The organism is Flavobacterium sp. LM5 (assembly GCF_002017945.1).
GTDB classification, from domain to species: domain Bacteria; phylum Bacteroidota; class Bacteroidia; order Flavobacteriales; family Flavobacteriaceae; genus Flavobacterium; species Flavobacterium succinicans.
Genome location: NZ_MUFX01000001.1, coordinates 1,603,852 through 1,627,385, shown reverse-complemented (window position 1 = coordinate 1,627,385; position 23,534 = coordinate 1,603,852). Strand labels below are relative to the sequence as shown.

Below are 23,534 nucleotides of genomic sequence, written 5' to 3'. Positions count from 1 at the left end.
AATACTTTATAACAATGAAAACAGCATATATAGTAAAAGCTTATCGTACAGCCGTAGGAAAAGCACCAAAGGGAGTTTTTAGATTCAAACGCCCTGATGAATTAGCAGCAGAAACCATTCAGTATATGATGAATGAGTTGCCTGATTTTGACAAAACCCGTATTGATGACGTAATGGTTGGAAATGCTATGCCAGAAGCTGAACAAGGCCTAAATGTCGGACGTTTGATTTCTTTGATGGGATTAAAAGTAGACGATGTTCCTGGAGTTACCGTAAACAGATACTGTGCTTCAGGTTTAGAAACTATCGGGATGGCAACTGCCAAAATCCAATCTGGAATGGCACATTGTATCATTGCAGGTGGAGCTGAAAGTATGAGTTATATTCCAATGGGAGGTTACAAACCAACACCAGATTACAAAGTGGCTGCAGCTGGTCACGAAGATTACTACTGGGGAATGGGATTGACTTCTGAAGCGGTAGCAAAACAATTCAACATTTCTCGTGCAGACCAAGATGAGTTTGCTTTTCAATCGCACAATAAAGCCTTAAAAGCTCAAGCAGAAGGAAAATTTGACAACCAAATTGTACCTATTACAGTTGAGCAAACTTTTATCAATGAAAATGGTAAAAAAGAAACCAAATCGTATGTAGTCACTAAAGATGAAGGACCTAGAGCTGGTACTTCATTGGAAGCCTTGGCAGGTTTACGTCCTGTTTTTGCTGCCGATGGAAGTGTAACTGCTGGTAACTCTTCTCAAATGAGTGATGGTGCAGCTTTCGTTTTGGTGATGAGCGAAGAAATGGTAAAAGAATTAAACATTCAGCCGATTGCCCGTTTGGTAAACTTTGCTTCTGCTGGTGTAGAACCAAGAATTATGGGAATTGGTCCAGTAAAAGCCATTCCAAAAGCCTTAAAACAAGCAGGATTGACACTAAATGACATCGATTTGATTGAGCTAAATGAGGCTTTTGCTTCTCAAGCTTTAGCAGTAACTAGAGAACTGAACTTAAATCCTGACATCATCAACGTGAATGGTGGAGCTATTGCTTTAGGTCACCCTCTAGGTTGTACAGGTGCTAAACTTTCGGTTCAATTATTCGACGAAATGAAACGCAGAGGCAACAAATACGGAATTGTTTCTATGTGCGTAGGTACAGGACAAGGAAGTGCAGGGATTTTTGAGTTGGTGTAAAAGGAGATAATAGATGAGAGACGGATGGATAATAGATTTTTGTTCAATTTTATCAAATCAAAATCTTTCATCTATCCGTCTATCCATCTGTTACCTATCATCTTTCCGTCTATCATCGAAAATTTAAAAACATGAGCGAATTCAAAAGACATAATTTCAAAAAACTAAAAATTTGGCAAATGGCAATGGAGATTGCTAAACTAATTTTAGATGCAACGGATACATTTCCAGTTTCTGAAAAATTTGGATTGAAAAGTCAAATGGATCGATCTACTGTTTCTATGCCATCAAATATTGCAGAAGGATCAAGTAGAACAGATAAATCTTTTAGTTATTTTCTGAATATATCTTTAGGATCGTCTTTTGAACTACAAACACAACTTTTACTTGCAAATCATAGAAAATATATAACAGACGAATACACCAATTTTATTGAAATAAAAATTGAAGAATTTCAAAAGGTAACAATGTCATTTCAAAACACATTAAATAAATAACTTATAAATTAATTCATAAATAATCGGCGTCTATTATCTATTCGTCTATTATCTATCATCTAAATTTAAAAAAAACATGAGCAATAAAACAAGAGGTGGTCAATTCATCGTAAAGGAAACAAAATGTGAAGATATTTTCACACCAGCAGATTTTAATGAAGAGCAATTAATGATGCGTGACTCTGTAAAAGAGTTCGTAGACAAAGAATTATGGGCTCATAAAGCTCGTTTTGAGAAAAAAGATTACGCTTATACTGAAGAAACCATGCGTAAAGCTGGTGAACTAGGTTTACTTGGCGTAGCTGTTCCAGAAGCTTATGGCGGATTAGGAATGGGATTCGTATCGACTATGTTGGTTTGTGACTATATCTCTGGAGCTACTGGATCATTTTCAACTGCATTTGGAGCACACACAGGTATTGGAACTATGCCAATTACTTTGTATGGTACAGAAGAACAAAAATTAAAGTATGTTCCAAAATTGGCTTCAGGTGAGTGGTTTGGTGCGTATTGTTTGACTGAGCCAGGTGCTGGATCGGATGCTAACTCTGGAAAAACAAAAGCAGTTTTATCTGAAGATGGAAAATATTACAGCATCACAGGACAAAAAATGTGGATTTCTAACGCAGGATTTTGTTCGCTTTTCATCGTTTTCGCAAGAATTGGTGATGACAAAAACATTACAGGTTTCATCGTAGAAAACGATCCAGCTAACGGAATTTCTATGAATGAAGAGGAACACAAATTAGGTATTCGTTCTTCTTCTACACGTCAGGTGTTCTTTAATGATACTAAAGTTCCTGTTGAAAACATGTTATCTGAAAGAGGTAACGGATTCAAAATTGCGATGAATGCGTTGAACGTGGGACGTATCAAATTGGCAGCAGCTTGTTTGGACGCTCAGAGAAGAGTAATTACGGAGTCTGTAAAATATTCAAATGAAAGAATTCAGTTCAACACTTCTATTTCTCAATTTGGAGCTATCCGTGCGAAATTAGCTGAAATGGCAACTTCATGCTACGCTGGTGAAAGTGCTTCATATCGTGCAGCAAAAGATATCGAAGACAGAATCATCGAGCGTGAAGCAGCTGGATCAACGCATCAAGAAGCGGAATTAAAAGGAGTGGAAGAATATGCTATCGAGTGCTCTATCTTGAAAGTAGCGGTTTCTGAAGACGTTCAAAACTGTTCTGATGAAGGTATACAAATTTTTGGTGGAATGGGATTCTCTGAAGATACTCCGATGGAAAGTGCTTGGAGAGATGCACGTATCGCTCGTATCTACGAAGGAACGAACGAAATCAACCGTATGCTATCTGTAGGTATGTTGATCAAAAAAGCTATGAAAGGTCACGTAGATTTATTAGGACCAGCTTCTGAAGTACAAGCGGAGTTAATGGGAATTCCTTCTTTCGAAACACCTGATTATTCTGAATTATTTGCTGAAGAAAAAGAAATGATTGGCAAATTGAAGAAAGCTTTCTTGATGGTTGCTGGTGGAGCGGTTCAAAAATACGGCCCAGACTTAGAAGCGCACCAACAATTATTGATGGCTGCTTCTGATATTCTGATTGAAATTTACATGGCTGAAAGTACCATTTTACGTACTGAAAAATTAGCTAAAACTAATGGTGCAGACAACGTAAAAGAGCAAATCGCAATGGCACAATTGTACTTATACAAAGCCGTAGATATCATTACTCAAAAAGGTAAAGAGGGCATCGCTTCGTTTGCTGAAGGTGATGAACAACGTATGATGTTAATGGGATTGCGTCGTTATACGAAATATACCAATATGCCAAATGTTGTGAGTTTAAGAGAGCAAATTGCTGCTAAACTTGTGAACGAAAATGCATATTGTTTCTAAGATTTTTTTTTAGTTTTTATTTGTTTAAAGAAGTCGGCTTGTGTGGTACAAGTCGGCTTTTTTATTTCCATAAAATCCGCAAATTGCCATTGATAAGAATGAAAATAATTAGCGAATTTGCGGTATTGTTGATAAACTATCTTTTGTTAGATAATGTGCGATACGAAAGGTGAAAACTGATCAAAGTCAAGCAAGAGGCCAAGAAAAAAGGAGCGCCAGGCAAATAAATCGGGCCATTTTTGACGGTCGCAAAGGCGAATAAATTGGTCATCAATAAAGGCCCAAATACGCCACACAAACTCATCAAACTCGTTAAGGCACCTTGTAATTCTCCTTGTTCATTAGCAGGCACTTGACTCGATATCACTCCTTGAATACTAGGCCCAGCGATTCCACCTAAACAATACGGAATCAAAAACACGAACATCATCCAACTTTCGGTTGCCAAACCAAACAATAGTAATCCAATAGCAGAAAACGACATCCCTAAGTAAATAGATTTCGTTTGTCCTAATCGAGGAATGATATTCCGAATCAAAAATCCTTGGACAAAAGCGACCAAAACACCAACTACAGCAAGAGAATAGCCTACAATTTCGGCTGTCCAATTGAATTTGTAAATCGTATAAAACGACCAATTAGATTGTACCGCGTGAGAGGCGATAAAAGTTAAAACCAACGAGACCACTAATCCCGAAACTACTGGATATTTCTTTAAATTTCGCAAGGAACTAATAGGATTCGCGCGTTTCCATTCAAAAGCTCTACGATGGTCTTTGGATAAGGATTCTGGTAAAACAAAATAACCGTAGATGACATTCAACAATGTAAGTCCAGCAGCAATCAAAAAAGGCACATTCGTACCCCATTTGCTACTTATACCTCCAATTACAGGGCCAATAATAAAACCTAAACCAAAAGCGGCGCCTATCAAACCAAAATTTTGTGCTCTTTTTTCGGGTGTACTAATATCAGCAATATAAGCCGTAGCAGTACTAAAACTCGCGCCCATGATTCCCGCTATAATTCGGCCCACAAAAAGCCACGCTATGGATGGTGCAAAGGCATGAAATATATAATCCAATCCCAGTCCAAATAGCGATAGTAACAAAATAGGTCGTCTACCAAAACGATCACTTAAGCCACCCAAAATAGGAGAAAAAAGAAACTGCATGATGGCGTATGAAAACAACAACCAACCTCCATATCTTGAAGCTTCACTGATTCCATGCCCAGTAAGGTTTTCAATCAATTTGGGTACTATTGGAATAATAATTCCCAAACCAATGACATCTACTAGAACAGTAATAAAAATAAACAGCAAGGCATTATTATTTTGTCTTATCATAAAAAATAAAATCAACTAATGAAATGTAACATTAAAAGCCCGGGCTAATATGAGTGTTTTTAAAATTTCGGGTCACAAAATCAAAAGCCGCATTCATAATACCTCCCATTGATTTAGCATGTTTAAAATTGATATCATGGGTATAATTGAATAATTCTTGCTTTAATCGATCCACGTGCTCTATGGGAGCCACGGGATCATTGGTCATAATTTGAACCAATCGTTTGATTCTATTTTCGTATGATTTAATTCTTTTGGCCATAGCAGAACGTTCCTCATACTTGTATTGTTCGATAGAACTTTCTTGTAATTTATCTTTCACCAATAGCACCATGGGGTAATTTTCTTTGAAAAATTGAGGGCGATATACTTTAAAATTCCCTTCATAAGTTTGTTGATCAAAATCAATCGCTCGAATGCGATACACCACTTGATCAAAATCGTGTGTGGGAACAATTACATAATTATAAGCCCTCATATCCCCTAGCAGACGGATCATACAACGTTCATTAAACTTAACAAATTCCTTCGCGATTTGTGCTTTGGCCGTTTCTGAACATTTTGACAAACGTTCTTTCATGAACATATCGCCTGGAATACCCATAATATGCTCCTCCACCAATGTGTCACCATACACTAAAAAGTTAATTTTATCTGGCGAAAGTATGTGTTCAAACTCTAAACCATATACTCTAGATGCGTCGGCTTTTTTAATATAAAAGTGAGTATAATTGTCGTTTAAAATATTTCTAACTTTAATACGGAACGGCTTCGAATTCCCGAACGTACAATAATCGATACAGTCGATATTGAGGTATTTTATGATATTGGTATTTCCATCAGAATGAAGTAAGGAATAAATTTTCATCAGCGTCAAATCGATCTCAGCCCTTTCAAATTCATTATAATACACGCGAATCCAAAGCGTATCGTTGTTTTTTTTATCGTATACATTTATGGCACCCGAAAATCGTAATAAATCATCGTAAAAAATAGGCACTTTTGAAATGCGTTCAAATCGCTCTAAATATTCCATTAAAGGCTTGTTGATAGGATAAGATGGCTTTTTAAAAACCATTAACGGCTCGCTCATAAGAATGTATTTTTTACAAATTTAAGTAATTTCAGTTGTTATGCTAAGAAAACCCATGCTTGACAAGGTTTTTTATTCCTTTTTAAAACAAATTTTATATCGAATAAACTTTTGTGGTATAAAAAAGTAAGCAAATGAGTAACAAATACTGTATTGAGCCGTCCTATAATAAACTAAAAATAACGCACTTGGAAACTATACTCAGCATCAATAATCTCAACAAACGATATGGCAAAATACAAGCCTTGAAAAATGTTTCGTTTGAGATAAAAAAAGGCAATGTTTACGGAATTTTGGGCCCAAATGGAAGTGGTAAATCTACCACACTAGGCATTACACTCAATGTAGTTAATGCTTCATCCGGCAACTATCAATGGTTTGATGGAACAACAGAAACGCATGAGGCGCTCAAAAAAGTAGGCGCCATCATCGAAAGGCCTAATTTTTATCCGTACATGACTGCACATGAAAATCTTAAATTAGTGTGCAAAATAAAAAACATCAATTATTCTAAAATTGAAGAAAAATTAGAATTGGTAGGGCTTATCGAAAGAAAAGACAGCAAATTCAGCACTTTTTCTTTGGGTATGAAACAACGCTTGGCCATTGCCTCTGCCCTACTCAACGATCCCGAGATTTTGATTTTGGATGAACCCACCAATGGTTTAGATCCACAAGGTATTCATCAAATTCGGGATATTATCAAAAAAATAGCCGCTTTAGGCACCACAATTTTGTTGGCCTCCCACCTTTTAGACGAAGTAGAAAAAGTATGCTCTCACGTTGTTGTTTTACAAAAAGGCGAAATTTTGTATGCTGGTCCTGTGGACGGAATAGCTGCAAATGAAGGTTTTTTTGAACTAGAAGCAGATGACAATCAAGCACTCAAAGCCATGCTGCAAACACATCCTGCTGTAGAAAAAGTGGTCGATGAAGATGCTAAAATATTGGTCTACTTGAAAAGCGAGTGGCCAGCATCAGATTTGAATCGCTACTTATTTGACAATCAGATCACGCTAAAGCACCTTGTAAAACGTAAAAACAGTTTGGAGGAGCAATTTTTAACATTGACCAAAAAATAGTTTACTTTCTCTACCTCTAAAAATAAAATCATGAAACGATTACTCGCTATAGAACTCCAAAAAATCTGGTTGAATAAAGCCAGTAGAGTCCTTACTCTTACTTATTTTATATTGCTTTCCTTTATCGCCTTAATTGCCTCTATCAAATTTGATTTGGGTGTTTTCAAATTTCACTTGGCCGAAATGGGTATCTTTAACTTCCCTTTTATTTGGCATTTCAACACCTATATTGCCGCTATTTTAAAATTCTTTTTAGCCATTGTTATTGTTTCGATGATGGCCAACGAATACAGTTATGGCACGCTAAAACAAAACCTCATCGATGGTATGAGCAAAAAAGAACTGGTATTATCTAAATTCCTAACTGTAGTTTCATTTGCAGCGGCTTCTACTGTGTTCGTTTTTATCATGAGTTTAATTTTGGGATTATGCTTTTCTTCTTACACTGAATTTGGTATCATTTTTTCGGATTTGGAATATGTTTTGGCCTTTTTTGTAAAACTAGTCGGATTCTTTTCTTTGTGTTTGTTTGCTGGTATTTGGGTCAAACGTTCGGCTTTTGCTTTAGGCTTTATACTAGTTTTATCATTTGTAGAAGCTTTTACAAGAGGGCTACTCACTTTTGAAATATTTCCTGACAGCCCAATTGCAGGCTACATTACCCAATTTTTTCCCTTGGAAGCTATGTCAAATTTAATTACCGAACCTTTCACCAGATTATCGGTGGTACAAAATATCGGTTCGCAATTAGGGGTTGAAAACACCAAAGAATATGGCGTAGGATTCGGTAGCCTGCTAATTGTTGTAGTTTGGACGGGTATTCTAAATTACGCATCATACAATATATTGAAAAAGCGAGATTTATAGTATATTTGTCATACTATGCGACTCCATCTCCTTTTATTTTTACTAGTTTATTTTTATTTTCTTCCAGAAATTAAAGCCCAAAACATAACTGTTGATGATACATTTAGTACACAACATTTGGTTGAAAAAGTATTGGTAAATAGTTCTTGCGCACAAGTATCTAATTTTATCAGCTCAGGAGATACATTTACTGCTGGTCGAAAAAGTCTTGGTTTTTTTGACTTTAATGGCAGTGCTTTCCCTTTCAAACAAGGAATTTTCTTGAGTACATGGAGCAGTAGTAACACTCCTGGTCCATACTTGGCTAATCAAGACGATAATGGAATTAATAATGGAGTTTCTAATTGGAAAGGCGATGCTGATTTGGATGCTATTTTGGGGATCTCAAGCATTAATGCCTCAGTGATCGGATTTGATTTTGTGCCTTTGACTGATTTTATAAGTTTTAATTACGTGTTTGCTTCTAATGAATACTACTCGTATTTTCCTTGCGAATATTCAGATGGCTTTGCTTTTTTGATTAAAGAAAAAGGAAGCACCGGTACGTATCAAAATTTAGCGGTGCTTCCAGAATCTACAACTCCTGTGGCCTCAACTAGCGTGCATCCCTTCATCGATCCAACTAACACTAACAATGGTATCAAGCCCGGATGTCCTGCCAAAAACGAGGTGTATTTTGGAGGATATAATACTTTTACAAGTCCCATAAATTATGCTGGACAAACTAAAGTTTTAACCGCAAGCTCCAAAGTTACCGCTGGCAAAACCTATGAAATAAAACTAGTGATTGCGGATGATCGATTAGTGGATTATAACTCGGCTGTTTTTATCGAAGCAGGAAGCTTTACTTCCAAAATTGATTTGGGGCCTGATCGTTTGTTGTCGACCAATACCCCAGTTTGTTTTGGGGAACAAGTGATCCTAAATACCAATCTTCCTGCTACCAACAGTTTTGAATGGTTCAGAGATGGTTTAAAGATTACGGGCGCAAACCAACCTACCTATTCGGTTACAACTCCCGGAACATACAAAGTAGCCGTTGCTTTTTCACCAACTTGTATTATTACTGAAGAAATTAAAATAGAATTTGCACCAGATCTTGTTTTTAGCAATAGTGTAATCCTGCAATGCGATATTGATACCGATGGCTTGACAACTTATGATTTACAAACCTACGATACTGCCCTCAAAAATATCGATACCAAAATTGCCAAGACCAATTGGTACCTCAACCTAATCGATGCTCAGAATAACAACAATGCATTGACTGATTTAGCTGCTTTTAACAACACAAGTGTCGATCAAGTGCTTTATGTAAAAGCGACTTCTATTTACGGCTGTACAAAAATTGCTACAGTAACTTTGAGTACGGCTACTACGGTAATACCTAGTCCGAGTCCCATAGAAATTTGCGATCAAGATTCAAAACAAGATGGCTTGTCCCAGTTTGATTTAGCTATTCAAGCAACTCCCCTTATTTTGAGTGGACTACCTAATGGATTGATCGTAGATTATTATTTATCCAATGAAGATGCTTTGGTGGAGAAAAATAAAATCAACCTCAATTTTACCAATACTCAAGCATTGCAACAAACCATTTATGCTAGAATTAAAAATGGTACCGACTGTTACGGCATCACTCCAATTACTTTGGTTGTCAACACTTTTGATCCGGTAGATTTTGAACCTACCACAGCTTTTATTTGTGCGGAGAGCAATACAACTCTCCGTGTAGCCGATGATTTCACAAGTTATGTTTGGAATACTGGCGCTACCACAGCATCGATTGTGGTGTCTCAAGCGGGTAAGTATTTTGTTTCGGTTACTAACGAAAAAGGGTGTCAAAAAACAAAAGACTTTATTGTAGTATCCTCTGAAAAAGCGGTGTTTTTAAATGCTGTTGTTAATGATTTTGCTGGTAATAAAAACACCATTACGCTAAATTTCTCAGGAACTGGATATTATGAATTTTCACTGGATGGTAGTCAATATCAAGAAAGTCCCACTTTTGGCAATATGGCGCCCGGAAGTTATACGGCCTATATTCGAGATAAAAATGGTTGTGGTATAACTGTTAGTGATTTAATTTATGTGTTGGATTATCCTCGCTTTTTTACTCCAAATGGTGACGGGTATAATGATACATGGAAAATCAAGAATTGGGAGACTTTGCCCGCTTCAAGAATCTTACTTTTTGATCGCTATGGAAAACTGGTAAAAGAATTAAGCCACGGCAGTGAAGGCTGGAACGGAACCTTTACGGGATCCCCCTTGCCCTCGGATGATTATTGGTTTCAACTGATTTTTCAAGAGGGTAAAATCATCAAGGGGCATTTTAGCTTGAAGCGCTAAACTATCGATTGTTTATTACCTAAATCCGCTGAAAAAACGTGATTATAATTCTTATTCTTACTCTTTTTTTATCCACTTATTAAGTCTATTTTTGATTTTGAAATCTCAATACCAAGTGGTTGATTGTGACCAAAAAAGCCACTTCTTTGATTTTAGCCCCGGGAGTAGCGGCATCCTTTTCCTTTTTTCTTTAAAAAGGAAAAGATACAGCGGATCACGGGACGATGTTGCCTGATAAAGCCTATTGTTACTGCTCCTAAAAAAGTAGTATGACTTAACCACCAAGACTGTTTGTAACTAACCTATGAAAAACCTTTTTACCCTTTTGTTGCTATTTGCAGCGGCTTTGACTCAAGCTCAATTTAGTAAAACACATTATTTACCACCACTTACAGGTCAAACTAATATTATTCGGGATCATTACATCTACATTTCGACACCCAATACAACTGCGGTGCCGTTTAAAATTATTGAAAATGGAGGTGCTGTAATTACGGGTACCGTAAGCAAAACGTCGCCTTATCGTTATTCTATTGGATCGGGTGACAATACACAATTGATTACTCCAAAAAGTCTTATCGGGGTAGTAAAAAACAAGGGCTATGTGATTGAGGCTGATGACCTAATTTATGCCAGTATTCGAATGAATGCTAGTCCGAGTCAGTTTGGCGGATTTAATCACGCCGGAGGTATCGTCTCGAAAGGAAATAGTGCATTAGGAAAAATATTCCGTTTAGGCGCGATGTTGAATCCAATGGTGGACGCTACCCTATTGAATTTTGCTTCGGTGTTAGCTACTGAAAACGGGACAAAAGTTACGATATCTAACCTTCCAACAGGCACCTTGCTTACGGATGGTAGCGTGGTGAGCGGTCCTATAACTGTGACGCTGAACAAAAATGAAAGTTATGTTCTTGCTTTAGAAAATACAAATTCTAGCGCCATTCCGTCAAATAGTGCCAAAATGATTGGTGCCTTAGTGGAAGCAGACAAATCAGTAGTGGTGAATGCTGGTTCAATTTGTGGTAGTAACAGTACTGAGGTTAATGGAGCAGGCATTCCTATTGGACGAGATCTAGGTTTTGACCAAATTGTACCTTTGGAACGCACGGGAACCGAATATATTTTTGCCAAAGGCAATGGAACCGATGAATTGGAGCGCGTATTATTAGTAGCGCATACTGATGCTACTAGTATTTTGTTGAATGGTAATAGCATACCTTTTGCCGTTCTAAACAAAGGAGAATATGCGGTTATTGATGGATCCTATTTTAGTAACGGGAGCTTGTACATTAAAACTTCGGAAAAAGTATTTGCCTACCAAAGTATTGGGGGAACAAACTCACCAGCGAATCAAAATATGTTTTTTGTACCGCCCTTAAATTGCTCAACGCCGAATGTAGTAGATAACATTCCTGATATTCAAGAGATAGGAGCCATTACTTACTCGGGGGGACTAAATATTATTACAGAAAACGGAGCTACGGTTTTAGTGAACAACGCACCGATTTCGGCATTACCTCAAACCATTACTGGCAATCCTGCTTTTGTAAAATATACCATAACAAGCCTTTTTGGAAATATTGCCGTGAAATCCACCAAACAAGTCTATGTTTCGTATTCTGGAACTAATGGAGCGGCTACTTATGGTGGATATTATTCTGGTTTTGATTTGAAACCTGAAATTGTTTCGGATAAAATAGCTATCGGTACTTCGTCTTGCATACCCAATGTGGTATTAAAAATTAGTAGTTTATCGGCTTATGATAATTTTCAATGGTACAAAGATGATTTAGAAATAACGGGAGCAACAACGAATACTTATACGCCTACAACTCCTGGTTATTATCAAGTTAGAGGAAGTATTTCGGGATGCTTGAGTGAAGTTTTTTCAGATAAAATTCCCGTAAGTGAATGTCCTAAAGATGATGATAATGATGGCACTAACAACAACATCGATATTGACTGGGACAACGATGGAATAGTAAATACAACAGAAGGCGCGTTCATGCTGGTAAATCAAAGTAATCCTATAGTTGGCAGCAATTACGCTGGTACAGTTACTGGTACTGGATCTATTTCTGGCTATGTTGATTACGGCTTTGTCTCAAATGTTCCAGCAGGCAAAAACAATCCTACCATTTATAACCTTAACTGGACAAAACCTGAATCAGTAACATTTAACTACATAGGTCCTGATATTGGAAAGACTACTCCAGTTGCTGATTTAGCTAATGGAGATGGAGATTTTATCATTTCTGTACCTCCAAATCAAACGCTAACAATCACTAACCCGTTTGATGAATTATTGATTGACACCAACTTTGATGGCATTTACGAAAGCGGAGTAAAAGAATTTACCTCTTTCGAAATCAGGTTCCGTTTTAAAAGCACGACCAGCATACCTGCTGGTAGCATGCGATTTAAAATCCAAGGATATGCTATTGACTCGTTAATTTTTAAACATAGTAATCTTTCGGAATCAACTAGTAACCAAGCTCCTTTTCAAATTTACACTTTTGGATCCGTTGATTCAGATGCTGACGGAATTCCTAACCAATTTGATTCCGACAGTGACAACGATGGCATTTTAGACACCCTCGAAGCACAAGGAAATACTACTGTAACAATTGCCAACACTGACTCCGATAAAAACGGGTTGGATAACGCCTTCGAACCAGGCTTTACTCCAATAGATACGGATAACGATGGTATTCCCGATTACAAAGATTTAGATAGTGACAACGACGGAATTTTAGATACTATAGAAACAGGCTCAGATCAAGATGCTGACGGCAGTGCTAACTATCGCGATCTTGACCGTGATAACGATTCATGCAACGATATTATTGAAGCTGGATTTCCTGATCCTGATGGAGATGGAAAATTGGGAACGGCTCCTATTTTGGTTGATACCAACGGGCGCGTAATTGGTGCACCATATACCCTTCCAAATCCTAATTACAGTATTGCAGCACCAATCACAATCACGACGCAACCGGCAAACAAATCGCAATGCCTTTTGCAAAGCGCAACTTTTGAAGTGGTATCCAATGCCGAAAGTTTTCAATGGCAATGGAGTACTGATGGAGTGACTTGGAACAATTTAATCAACAATGTTGATTATACTGGGGTAACCACAGCAATTCTGCAAGTAAATAATATTGCTTCAACTATGAATGGTTACAGTTATAGAGTACTATTAAACAGAGTTGGAAACTCTTGTGGTTTAATCTCTACAGCAGCAACCTTAACGACTTTTGCGCTGCCAACCGTTGCCCCTATTACCATTGTGCAATGCGATGATGATTTAGATGCTATTTCTACATTTAATTTAACCGTAAAAAACGACGCTATTTCCAGTAATGCTGCCAACGAATTTTTCACTTACTATACTACACTAGCCGGTGCTACTACTGCAAATTCCCTGCAATTAATTACTGCACCATTTGCTTTTACTAATACCATTCCAGGCACTATGGATGTTTGGACAAGAGTGGTAAACAGTAACGGTTGCTTTAGTGTGGCTAAAATAAACCTGCAAGTTGTCGCCACAAGTATTCCTTCAAACTATAAAATTATAGTCCCAACTGTTTGCGATGATTTTTTGGATAGTAATGGAGTCAATAATGCGAATAATAACAAGCGAGATGGGATCGCTTCATTTGATTTAACGGCAACAAAAGCAACAATTCAAGACCTTTTACCCACAACAGCTGGCGTGACGTATAACGTTGTTTATTATAGAAATCAGGCCGATGCTTTATCCGAACTCAATGCCATCACCGATATCGCCAATTATAGAAATATAGGTTATCCTGACACACAAGATATTTGGGTGCGCGTGGATAGCGATGTTGATAATGCTTGTTTTGGACTAGGTCCTTTTGTCTCGATTACAGTAGAAAAATTGCCAGTTGCAAATCCAGTTAGCATTGCTAGACAATGTGATGATAATCAAGACGGGGTTTTTAATTTTGACACCTCTACATTAGAAAGTTCCTTGATCGGAACCAATCAATCCTTTCCAGTAACAGTAAGGTATTTTGATGCTTCAAATAATCCTTTGAAAGATGCCAATGGAGTTTTGATTAATAGCCCATTTCCAACAACATTTGCTTCCACTTCACAGATCATAAAAGCAGTGGTTACCAATAACACCACGCTGCAATGTTTTGATGAAACGTTAATTGAGTTTATTGTTGACGATTTACCAGAAGTTTTTCCATTACCTGCATCGTTAACCACTACCTGCGATGATGAGGCGGACCCAATAACACAAGACGGAAAATTTGCATTTGACACATCAACCATTCAAGCCACTTTACTTGGAGGCCAAACAGGTTTGGTAGTTTCTTATGTTGACCAAAATGGTGCGGCATTACCAAGTCCGCTACCCAATCCATTTCTCACTGCAACACAAAATATTACCGTCACAATTGAAAACCCAAGCAATCCAAATTGTAAAGCAACTTATAGTATACCTTTTATTGTTAACCCCCTGCCTAATATCAACTTGAATACGGATGGATCTGAAGATGAACTGGTATGTACCAATTTGCCAACCTTCAGTGTACAACTTGATGGAGGCATCAACGATGGAAGTCCGAGTACAAACTATACTTATGTTTGGACAAAAGACGGAGCGATACTATCAGGGCAAACAAATTATACCTTAACAGTTAATAGTGCCGGATTGTATACTGTTGAAGTCATCAATCTCCAAGGCTGTAGTAGCACTAGATATATCAAAGTAACGGCCTCAGATATTGCCAAAATTGAATCGGTAGAAGTGGTGGATTTGAACGATATAAATAAAATAACTATTAATGTTTCAGGTCCTGGTGATTATGAATACAGTTTAAATGATGCCACTGGTCCTTTTTTATCCTCGAATGTGTTTGAAAACATTCCTTCTGGCATTCACACCCTTTATGTCAATGATAAAAATGGCTGTGGAATAGTGAGCAAAGAAATCGCAGTGGTGGGAGCTCCTAAATTCTTCACCCCAAACGGTGACGGTTTCAACGACTATTGGAATGTAAAAGGAACCAATACTACAGCAAATTCCAAATCGACGATAAGAATCTTTGATCGTTATGGCAAATTGCTCAAGCAAATATTCCCGAACAGCAATGGCTGGGACGGAACCTTTAACGGCCAACCTCTACCCGCTGATGATTATTGGTACATCGCAACACTCGAAGATGGTCGCGAAATCAAAGGTCATTTTGCCCTGAAACGCTAGATTTACGGTAAATAAAGAATCATTTAGCACAAAAAATTATCAACTACCATCGTTTGCGTAACTTTAGTATCTAAAAAAAAAGTTAAGAACAAATTTGCTTATTTGTTTTATCGGTAAATTTAGAAATGAAATACTTCTCTTTTTCATAAAAAAAATAAAAAAGAGAAGTGTTTTATAATCATTCTTTAATAAATCTGTTTTAAAATGAAAAAAGCAACCCTACTCTTACTTCTTATCACTACTACCCTTCAAGCACAAATCAATCGCATTGAGCCCGCTAATTGGTGGGTAGGTATGAAATTAAACCAAATTACCCTTTTGGTTTACGGCAACAATATTCAAGATTTAGAACCCAACACAAAATACAAGGGGTTAAGTATAGTAAAAACTGAAAAAGTTGAAAATCCCAATTATCTTTTTGTTACAGTCAATATCAGCCCGGAAACCGTTGCAGGAACAGCCAAAATTAACTTCAACAAAAAAGGAAAAACGATTATTTCCAAAGACTTTCCGCTATTGGCAAGAGAAAAAAACAGTGCAACTAGAGCCAGTTTTTCTAACAAAGATGCCATACTGTTAATCATGCCCGATCGTTTTGCCAATGGCAATCCCAAAAACGACAACATGCCTGACAGTCTTGAAAAAGCCAATCGCACAGACGAAAACGGACGACACGGTGGCGATATTCAAGGGATCATCAACAACTTAGACTATATCCAATCCCTTGGTTATACTCAAATCTGGAATACACCACTACTCGAAAACAACATGCCAAAATATTCCTATCATGGTTATGCGGCTACCGATTTTTACAAAATAGATCCTCGTTTTGGAACCAATGAAGATTTCAAAAAACTAGTGACCGAAGCTAAAAAAAGAAACATTGGCTTGATTTGGGATGTAGTATTGAATCACTGTGGTTTAGAATATTACTTTATCAAAGACATGCCGATGAAGGATTGGGTAAATGTTCCAGATACCAAGACAAGAACCAATCACCTTAAATCGACACTTTTGGATCCTTACGCAACCGCTGAAGATAAAAAAGGGTACACCGATGGCTGGTTTGATACCACTATGCCAGATTTAAACCAAAGAAACCCATTCATGGCCAGTTATTTGACCCAAAACACCATTTGGTGGATCGAATATGCAGGGCTTTCAGGATTTAGAGAAGATACTTTTTCGTATGCCGATAAAGACTTTTTGACGTATTGGACCAAAACTATTTTAGAGGAATATCCCAACTTTAATGTTGTTGGCGAGGAAATGACCAATGTAAAAGAAATTGCAGCCTATTGGCAAAAAGACAAAAAAAATGTAGACGGTTACCAATGCTATCTACCCTCGTTAATGGACTTTGCCTTAACGGATAATTTGGTAAAAGCGTTGAATACCAAAAATGAATGGGAATCGACTTGGAAAGAAGTATACAAAGGTATGGGAGAAGACCATATTTTTCCTAACCCCAATAATCTATTGATTTTTCCAGATAATCACGATATGGATCGTATTTACTCTAGATTGAATAAAAATTTAGACAATTGGAAATTAGCCATGACGTTGTATGCCACCATGCGAGGTATTCCGCAAATCTATTACGGAACCGAATTATTATTTACACATGAAAAAATGGGTAATGACGGGCAACGCAGAGCCGATTTCTATGGAGGATGGGAAGGTGATACCAAAAATGCACTTACAGGCAAAGGAATGACTGCCGATGAATTAGAAGCCCAAAAATTCTTCAAAAATCTCTTTCAATGGAGAAAAACAGCTACAGCTATTCACGATGGAAAATTCACCCATTATGTGCCTGAGAAAAATGAAGCATACGTTTATTTCAGATCTACCAATACGCAAAAAATCATGGTAATTTTGAATAAAAACGATAAAAAAGTCGCCTTAGATATGAAAACGTATCATGACATGATTCCTGCCAGCTTCAATGCGAAAGAAGCTTTAACAGGAAAAGAAATAAATGTAAATGGAACACTAGAAATCGCCCCAAAATCAGCCTTAATTCTAGAAATTAAATAACAGTTCGATGAAAAAGTATTGTATCCTTCTCCTAACGCTGTTTTTGATTACATTCACAAAAGCACAAGTAAAGGTCACCTCAGGCAAAATACAGCGCTTTGAAAATTTCAAATCAAAATTAATTGATGCTCGAACAATCGATGTCTGGCTCCCAGAAGGTTATTCCAATAAAGAAAAATATGCCGTCTTGTATATGCATGACGGCCAAGCCTTGTATGACACTGAAAGTACTTGGAACCAACAAGCGTGGGAAGTAGACGAAGTAGCAGGAAAATTGATAGCCGCAGGAAAAACTAAAAAATTTATTGTGGTAGGCATTTACAACAACGGCCCAAAACGCCACCCTGAATATTTTCCTCAAAAACCTTTTGAGAGCTTGACTCCAATACAAAAAGACACAGTAACAGCTCAATTACAAAAAGCAGGTAGAACCAAAGACATCTTTAAACCCTACTCTGATTTGTATTTGAAATTTTTGGTTACCGAGCTAAAACCCTTTATCGACAAGACTTTCTCTACCAAAAAGGATCAACAAAACACTTTTGTAGCAGGATCTAGTATGGGTGGCTTGATTTCGATGTATGCTATTTGTGAATATCCAAAAGTTTTTGGAGGTGCCGCATGTTTGTCTACACACTGGCCCGGAACATTCGCAATAAGTAATAATCCTATTCCTGATGCCTTTGTAGCGTACCTTCAAAAGAAACTTCCTGATCCTAAAAATCATAAAATCTACTTTGATTATGGCGATCAAACCTTGGATGCTTTATATCCAGCCTTGCAACAAAAAGTAGATCAAGTGATGATGAACAAGGGATTTACTTCGAATAACTGGGAAACCAAATTTTTCCCTGGAGAAAACCATTCCGAGACAGCCTGGGCCAAACGATTGGATCTTCCTTTATTGTTTTTATTAAAAAATTAAAAAAAATAAAATTGAAACTACCCTCTTTACTTTTACTAATTAGCGCAATAGGTTTTGCTCAAAATAACGCTTTAACGGTGACTATCACTGGCATTCAAAACAACTCTGGAAAGCTTATGGCTGAAGTCTACAACTCGAAAGGAAAGTTTTTGAAATCCGCTTATAAAACAACCTCAACAAGCATAAAAGCAAATACAGCAACTGTTATTTTTAGCGATTTACCCAAATCCGACTATACTGTGATGGTATATCATGATCAAAATGGTAATGGAAAACTAGATAAAAACTTCATCGGAATGCCCAAAGAACCCGTAGCGTGTTCAAACAATGCTAAAGGTTTTATGGGACCTCCAAAATATGAGGATGCGAAGTTTTCGCTTGTCACTGATTCAAAAATTACGATCAAAATGAATGATAAATTATAATTTCTAATGGTAGTAATATTGTGTTAGGGATAGCAGCGGCATCCTTTTTGGGGCTTTTTTCTAGCCCCAAAAAGATATAGCGGATAGCCCGGCCCGCCTTTTTCTGGCGGGAAACACCATAAAAAAATCCCAAACTCCATTACTTTGGAATTTGGGATTTACTATTTTGATATTTAGAAAAATTTAAACTTTAAATCTTTTTCTATCTGTTTCAGTTAAATAGATTTTTCTCAAACGAATAGATTTTGGTGTACACTCTACATATTCATCTTTTTGAATGTATTCTAAAGCTTCTTCCAATGAAAAGATAATTGGAGGAATAATTCTAGCTTTTTCATCATTTCCAGAAGAACGTACGTTAGATTGTTTTTTCTCTTTCGTTACGTTTACACACATATCATCTCCACGAGAGTTTTCTCCAATAACTTGTCCTTCGTAGATTTCAGCATTTGGCTCCACGAAAAACTTACCACGATCTTGCAATTTATCGATAGAATAAGGAATAGCTTTCCCTTTCTCCATAGAGATCAATGAACCTTTGTTACGTCCAGCAATTTCACCTTTGTAAGGCTCATAACCGATAAAACGGTGTGACATAATAGCCTCACCTGCAGTAGCAGTAAGCAATTGATTACGCAATCCGATAATTCCACGAGATGGAATATTAAATTTAATAATCATACGCTCTCCTTTAGTTTCCATAGAGAGCATTTCACCTTTACGCAAAGTAACAAACTCTACAGCTCTTCCAGAAAGATTTTCGGGTAAGTCGATAGTTAACTCTTCAATTGGCTCACATTTTTTACCATCAATTTCTTTGATGATTACTTGTGGTTGACCAATTTGTAACTCGTATCCTTCTCTTCTCATGGTTTCGATAAGAACAGACAAGTGCAATACACCACGACCAAAAACCATAAACTTATCCGCTGAATCAGTTTCACCCAATTTCATAGCTAAGTTTTTCTCTAATTCTTTGGTTAAACGCTCTCTAATATGACGAGAAGTTACAAATTTACCTTCTTTTCCAAAGAATGGAGAGTCGTTAATGGTAAACAACATACTCATGGTTGGTTCATCGATGGCAATAGACGCCAATCCTTCAGGATTTTCAAAATCAGAAATAGTATCACCAATTTCAAAACCTTCAACTCCAACAATGGCACAAATATCTCCAGCAATTACTTGTTCTACTTTTTTACGTCCAAGACCTTCAAAAGTATGTAATTCTTTAATTTTAGATTTAGAGATAGAACCATCTCTTTTTACTAAAGAAATTGGCATACCTTCTTTCAAAACACCTCTTTCCAAACGACCAATAGCGATACGACCTGTAAAAGCGGAAAAATCAAGAGAGGTAATCAACATTTGTGGCGTCCCTTCAGATACTTTTGGAGCTGGAACATTTTCGATTACCATATCCAATAATGGCTCGATGTTTTCGGTTTGATTTTTCCAATCATCAGACATCCAGTTGTTCTTGGCAGAACCGTAAACGGTTGGAAAGTCTAATTGCCATTCTTGTGCACCCAATTCGAACATTAAGTCAAAAACTTTTTCGTGAACTTCTTCAGGAGTACAGTTTTCTTTATCAACTTTATTGATTACTACACATGGTTTCAACCCTAAATCAATTGCTTTTTGCAATACGAAACGAGTTTGTGGCATTGGTCCTTCAAAGGCATCTACAAGCAAACAAACACCATCAGCCATGTTCAAAACACGTTCTACTTCTCCACCAAAATCGGCGTGACCAGGAGTATCAATAATATTGATTTTTGTTCCTTTGTACTGTACCGAAACGTTTTTTGATGTAATAGTAATTCCTCTTTCACGCTCTAAGTCGTTGTTATCAAGAATTAAATCACCTGTGTTTTCGTTGTCACGAAATAATTGACAGTGATACATAATTTTATCAACCAAAGTGGTTTTACCGTGATCGACGTGGGCAATAATTGCAATGTTTCTAATAGATTCCATCTGAGATTTTTTGTGGGTGCAAATGTACACTTTATTTTCATATAAAAAACCTTTCACTCATTGTTTACTAAAAGTTTGAATAACAATCAATTCGGTAAATTCTTAATAAAGTAAATCCATTTGTTAAATAATATTTAATTTTATAACAAAAAAATTATTTATATTTGGGTAATGAAAAATAAAACGAATAAAATAATCAGCGTTTTCATTCTTTTTTCGCTATTTATGGCAATATTTTGGCATAAATTATCTGCTAAATACTTTTTCACCAACCTTCTCTATTTTAACTTAGCAAAGGATGTCTTTTACATCTTATTTGTAAGTTTTTTATTCAGATACATTTTATCTAAAAATGAAAAAAGAAACCTCAAAATACTTGACCGTTTAAAATCGATCAACAATGAGATTAAAGCATCCAACAAAAGATATAATATTGTATCAAAAGCAACAAGTGATGCCATTTGGGATTGGAAAATCCAAGAAGACAACATCATCTGGAACAAAGGAATAGAAACCCTTTTTGGTTACACAGAAGATCAAGTAGGAACAAGTTCGTCTTGGTGGTTTGACAAAATTCATCCAGAGGACAGCATAAAAATGTCTATAAAACTGTATTCATTCCTTGAACAAAAATCAGAAAATTGGCAAGATCAATATCGTTTTAGATGCGCAGACCAAACCTATAAATATGTTCTCGACAGAGGCTACCTTATTAAAGACCAAGAAGGAAGAGCACTCAGAATGATTGGTGCCATTCAGGACATTACAAAACAAAAAGAAGAAGAACAAAATTTAAAATTATTAGAAACAGTAGTCACACAAACTAAAGACGCTGTGGTCATCACAAAATCAGCACCAAACTCCACTACATTACCCAATATCATATACGTAAACAACTCATTCAGCCTAATGACTGGCTACCATTCCAAAAAGGTACTACACAAGCCCTTCAATCCATTTAATACTGAAATTTATGATTTAAATGAGTTTGAAAAATTTAAAACAGCAATTAAGGAAAAAAGAGAATGCCAAATTGAAACCTTAACCTGCAAAAAAAACAAAGAAGAATACTGGGTTCGCTTCTCCATGATACCAGTATACAACGCAGAACAAGAACTATCACATTGGATATCTATCCAAAAAGATGTTACCGAAGAACGCAAACAACAAAAAGAAAAAGAACAACTTATTCGAGAGCTTACTCAAAACAACAAAGATTTAAAACAATTTTCATACATAACCTCTCATAATTTACGCGCACCATTATCCAATTTAATAGGTCTGCTTAATTTGTTAGAAGAAATTCCTATTTACAATCACGAACTATCAGAAATACTTTATGGATTCAAAAAATCAACCTACCAATTAAACGAAACCATAAATGATCTTGTAAATATTATTGTAATTAAAGACAAAGTATCCATACACATGGAAAATGTATCAATAAACAAAACCCTAGAACACCTTTTTAATCAGCTTAAATTTCAAATCAAAAACATAGAACCCGAAGTTGAATATGAACTACATTCAGCCAATAGCATATACACCAACAAAGCGTATCTAGAAAGTATTATAATGAATTTATTAACCAATTCAATAAAATACAAATCAGAAGACAGAAAATTAAAAATATCCATATCCACTGCATTAGTAAAAAATAAAATACAACTAAAATACAAAGACAATGGAATCGGTATCGATCTAAAACAACATTCAGATCTTGTTTTTGGACTATACCAAAGATTTCACGACCACCCCGATAGTAAAGGATTAGGACTTTACCTTGTAAAATCTCAAATTGAATCACTCGGAGGAAGTATAGCTATAGAAAGCGAAGTAAACAAAGGAACCGAATTCACCTTACTATTTTAAATTTATGTTCAACACACTGTTATACATAGATGATGACCCAATCGCATTACTGATTTGTAAAAAAGTAAATACCAAAATTGCTTTTTGCAAAGAAGTAATAACCGCAAAAAATGGTCAAGATGCACTAGAGCTTTATCAAAAATTATCAGAAGACAAATCTGAAATAGCCATAAAACAAATTGACTTAATTTTTCTAGACCTAAACATGCCCGTTATGAATGGATGGAAGTTTCTAGAAACTTTCACAAACAAGGAATACTCTAGATTCAACAAAACCACCAAGGTAATCATCATTTCATCTACAATTGACCCTCAAGACTTAGCAAGGGCAAAAAACTTTCCCATTGTCGTGGATTTTCTCCCCAAACCAATAACCGTGGAAATGTTAGAATATTTAATGGAGAAGCTAAAATAAAAGAACAAAAAAAAACCCTTAAAAAAGGGTTTTTTAATATATTGTCAAATAAATTGTTTTACAATTTAGCAACGTGCTTAGTTAACTTAGATTTTAAGTTTGAAGCTTTGTTATCATGGATGATATTCTTCTTAGCTAACTTGTCAATCATAGAAATAACAGCAGATAATTTAGATGTAGCATCAACTTTATCAGTAGCTATTCTTAATGCTTTAATAGCATTACGAGTAGTTTTATGTTGGTATCTGTTTAATACTCTTCTTTTTTCGTTGCTTCTAATTCTTTTTAGAGCTGATTTATGATTTGCCATTTTATTGCTTTTTTATC

The 23,534-nt window shown here is 36.3% G+C and carries 16 protein-coding genes; 12 read left to right on the top strand and 4 right to left on the bottom strand.

All coding sequences use genetic code 11. The annotated features are described in order from the left end of the window. Positions 1–14: 14 nt before the first annotated feature. From BXU11_RS06925 to BXU11_RS06915, 3 genes are all read left to right on the top strand, one after another. The gene (locus BXU11_RS06925; RefSeq protein WP_078211525.1) at positions 15–1,196 is read left to right on the top strand and encodes an acetyl-CoA C-acyltransferase; all 1,182 of its coding nucleotides are present in this window, start codon (positions 15–17) and stop codon (positions 1,194–1,196) included. Between the two features lie 131 nt (positions 1,197–1,327). Beyond that, a complete protein-coding gene (locus BXU11_RS06920) occupies positions 1,328–1,693 on the top strand; it encodes a four helix bundle protein (protein ID WP_078211523.1) in 366 nt (121 codons plus the stop codon). 76 nt (positions 1,694–1,769) lie between these two features. Further along, a complete protein-coding gene (locus tag BXU11_RS06915; RefSeq protein ID WP_078211521.1) occupies positions 1,770–3,560 on the top strand; it encodes an acyl-CoA dehydrogenase family protein in 1,791 nt (596 codons plus the stop codon). Between the two features lie 136 nt (positions 3,561–3,696). On the opposite strand, the gene BXU11_RS06910 is transcribed toward BXU11_RS06915, so the two are convergent. Then, entirely contained in the window at positions 3,697–4,908 is a 1,212-nt protein-coding gene (locus tag BXU11_RS06910) for a TCR/Tet family MFS transporter (protein ID WP_078211519.1), read from the bottom strand. 31 nt (positions 4,909–4,939) lie between these two features. Continuing rightward, positions 4,940–6,001, bottom strand: coding sequence for a hypothetical protein (locus BXU11_RS06905; protein WP_078211517.1), 1,062 nt, complete (start codon positions 5,999–6,001; stop codon positions 4,940–4,942). A 188-nt stretch (positions 6,002–6,189) separates the two neighbouring features. Between BXU11_RS06905 and BXU11_RS06900 the strand changes: the two genes are divergently transcribed. The 7 genes from BXU11_RS06900 (at position 6,190) to BXU11_RS06870 (ending at position 18,940) form a co-directional block, all read left to right on the top strand. Then, entirely contained in the window at positions 6,190–7,083 is an 894-nt protein-coding gene (locus BXU11_RS06900) for an ABC transporter ATP-binding protein (protein WP_024981091.1), read from the top strand. 30 nt (positions 7,084–7,113) lie between these two features. Next, positions 7,114–7,950 (top strand): ABC transporter permease, encoded by an 837-nt coding sequence (locus tag BXU11_RS06895; RefSeq protein ID WP_078211515.1) that lies wholly within the window; start codon positions 7,114–7,116, stop codon positions 7,948–7,950. A gap of 15 nt (positions 7,951–7,965) precedes the next feature. After that, positions 7,966–10,302, top strand: coding sequence for a T9SS type B sorting domain-containing protein (locus BXU11_RS06890; protein WP_078211513.1), 2,337 nt, complete (start codon positions 7,966–7,968; stop codon positions 10,300–10,302). A gap of 304 nt (positions 10,303–10,606) precedes the next feature. After that, a complete protein-coding gene (locus BXU11_RS06885; RefSeq protein WP_078211511.1) occupies positions 10,607–15,550 on the top strand; it encodes a T9SS type B sorting domain-containing protein in 4,944 nt (1,647 codons plus the stop codon). Positions 15,551–15,754: 204 nt separating this feature from the next. Continuing rightward, on the top strand, positions 15,755–17,590 hold the full coding sequence (locus BXU11_RS06880; protein ID WP_078211509.1) for a glycoside hydrolase family 13 protein: 1,836 nt from the start codon (positions 15,755–15,757) through the stop codon (positions 17,588–17,590). 7 nt (positions 17,591–17,597) lie between these two features. Next, the gene (locus BXU11_RS06875; RefSeq protein WP_078211507.1) at positions 17,598–18,515 is read left to right on the top strand and encodes an alpha/beta hydrolase; all 918 of its coding nucleotides are present in this window, start codon (positions 17,598–17,600) and stop codon (positions 18,513–18,515) included. 11 nt (positions 18,516–18,526) lie between these two features. Beyond that, positions 18,527–18,940 (top strand): DUF2141 domain-containing protein, encoded by a 414-nt coding sequence (locus BXU11_RS06870; RefSeq protein ID WP_223253686.1) that lies wholly within the window; start codon positions 18,527–18,529, stop codon positions 18,938–18,940. Positions 18,941–19,123: 183 nt separating this feature from the next. Here the strand turns inward: BXU11_RS06870 and typA are convergent, their stop codons facing one another. Continuing rightward, on the bottom strand, positions 19,124–20,920 hold the full coding sequence (gene typA, locus BXU11_RS06865; RefSeq protein ID WP_024981098.1) for a translational GTPase TypA: 1,797 nt from the start codon (positions 20,918–20,920) through the stop codon (positions 19,124–19,126). Positions 20,921–21,145: 225 nt separating this feature from the next. Here typA and BXU11_RS06860 point away from each other — a divergent pair, with 225 nt between their 5' ends. Both BXU11_RS06860 and BXU11_RS06855 read left to right on the top strand, forming a co-directional pair. Continuing rightward, positions 21,146–22,792 carry a PAS domain-containing protein gene (locus BXU11_RS06860; RefSeq protein WP_223253685.1) on the top strand — a complete coding sequence of 549 codons (1,647 nt, stop codon included), beginning with the start codon at positions 21,146–21,148 and terminating at the stop codon, positions 22,790–22,792. A 4-nt stretch (positions 22,793–22,796) separates the two neighbouring features. After that, positions 22,797–23,207: a response regulator gene (locus BXU11_RS06855; protein WP_078211503.1), complete on the top strand. Its 411-nt coding sequence runs from the start codon at positions 22,797–22,799 to the stop codon at positions 23,205–23,207. A gap of 58 nt (positions 23,208–23,265) precedes the next feature. On the opposite strand, the gene rpsT is transcribed toward BXU11_RS06855, so the two are convergent. Continuing rightward, on the bottom strand, positions 23,266–23,517 hold the full coding sequence (gene rpsT / locus BXU11_RS06850) for a 30S ribosomal protein S20 (protein WP_024981100.1): 252 nt from the start codon (positions 23,515–23,517) through the stop codon (positions 23,266–23,268). Positions 23,518–23,534: the final 17 nt, after the last annotated feature.

Bases quoted from the DNA above. Each gene is read 5' to 3' on its own strand.
- BXU11_RS06925 (WP_078211525.1), top strand. From the start codon at position 15: ATGAAAACAGCATATATAGTAAAAGCTTATCGTACAGCCGTAGGAAAA.
- BXU11_RS06920 (WP_078211523.1), top strand. From the start codon at position 1,328: ATGAGCGAATTCAAAAGACATAATTTCAAAAAACTAAAAATTTGGCAA.
- BXU11_RS06915 (WP_078211521.1), top strand. From the start codon at position 1,770: ATGAGCAATAAAACAAGAGGTGGTCAATTCATCGTAAAGGAAACAAAA.
- BXU11_RS06910 (WP_078211519.1), bottom strand. From the start codon at position 4,908: ATGATAAGACAAAATAATAATGCCTTGCTGTTTATTTTTATTACTGTT.
- BXU11_RS06905 (WP_078211517.1), bottom strand. From the start codon at position 6,001: ATGAGCGAGCCGTTAATGGTTTTTAAAAAGCCATCTTATCCTATCAAC.
- BXU11_RS06895 (WP_078211515.1), top strand. From the start codon at position 7,114: ATGAAACGATTACTCGCTATAGAACTCCAAAAAATCTGGTTGAATAAA.
- BXU11_RS06890 (WP_078211513.1), top strand. From the start codon at position 7,966: ATGCGACTCCATCTCCTTTTATTTTTACTAGTTTATTTTTATTTTCTT.
- BXU11_RS06885 (WP_078211511.1), top strand. From the start codon at position 10,607: ATGAAAAACCTTTTTACCCTTTTGTTGCTATTTGCAGCGGCTTTGACT.
- BXU11_RS06880 (WP_078211509.1), top strand. From the start codon at position 15,755: ATGAAAAAAGCAACCCTACTCTTACTTCTTATCACTACTACCCTTCAA.
- BXU11_RS06875 (WP_078211507.1), top strand. From the start codon at position 17,598: ATGAAAAAGTATTGTATCCTTCTCCTAACGCTGTTTTTGATTACATTC.
- typA (WP_024981098.1), bottom strand. From the start codon at position 20,920: ATGGAATCTATTAGAAACATTGCAATTATTGCCCACGTCGATCACGGT.
- BXU11_RS06860 (WP_223253685.1), top strand. From the start codon at position 21,146: ATGGCAATATTTTGGCATAAATTATCTGCTAAATACTTTTTCACCAAC.
- BXU11_RS06855 (WP_078211503.1), top strand. From the start codon at position 22,797: ATGTTCAACACACTGTTATACATAGATGATGACCCAATCGCATTACTG.
- rpsT (WP_024981100.1), bottom strand. From the start codon at position 23,517: ATGGCAAATCATAAATCAGCTCTAAAAAGAATTAGAAGCAACGAAAAA.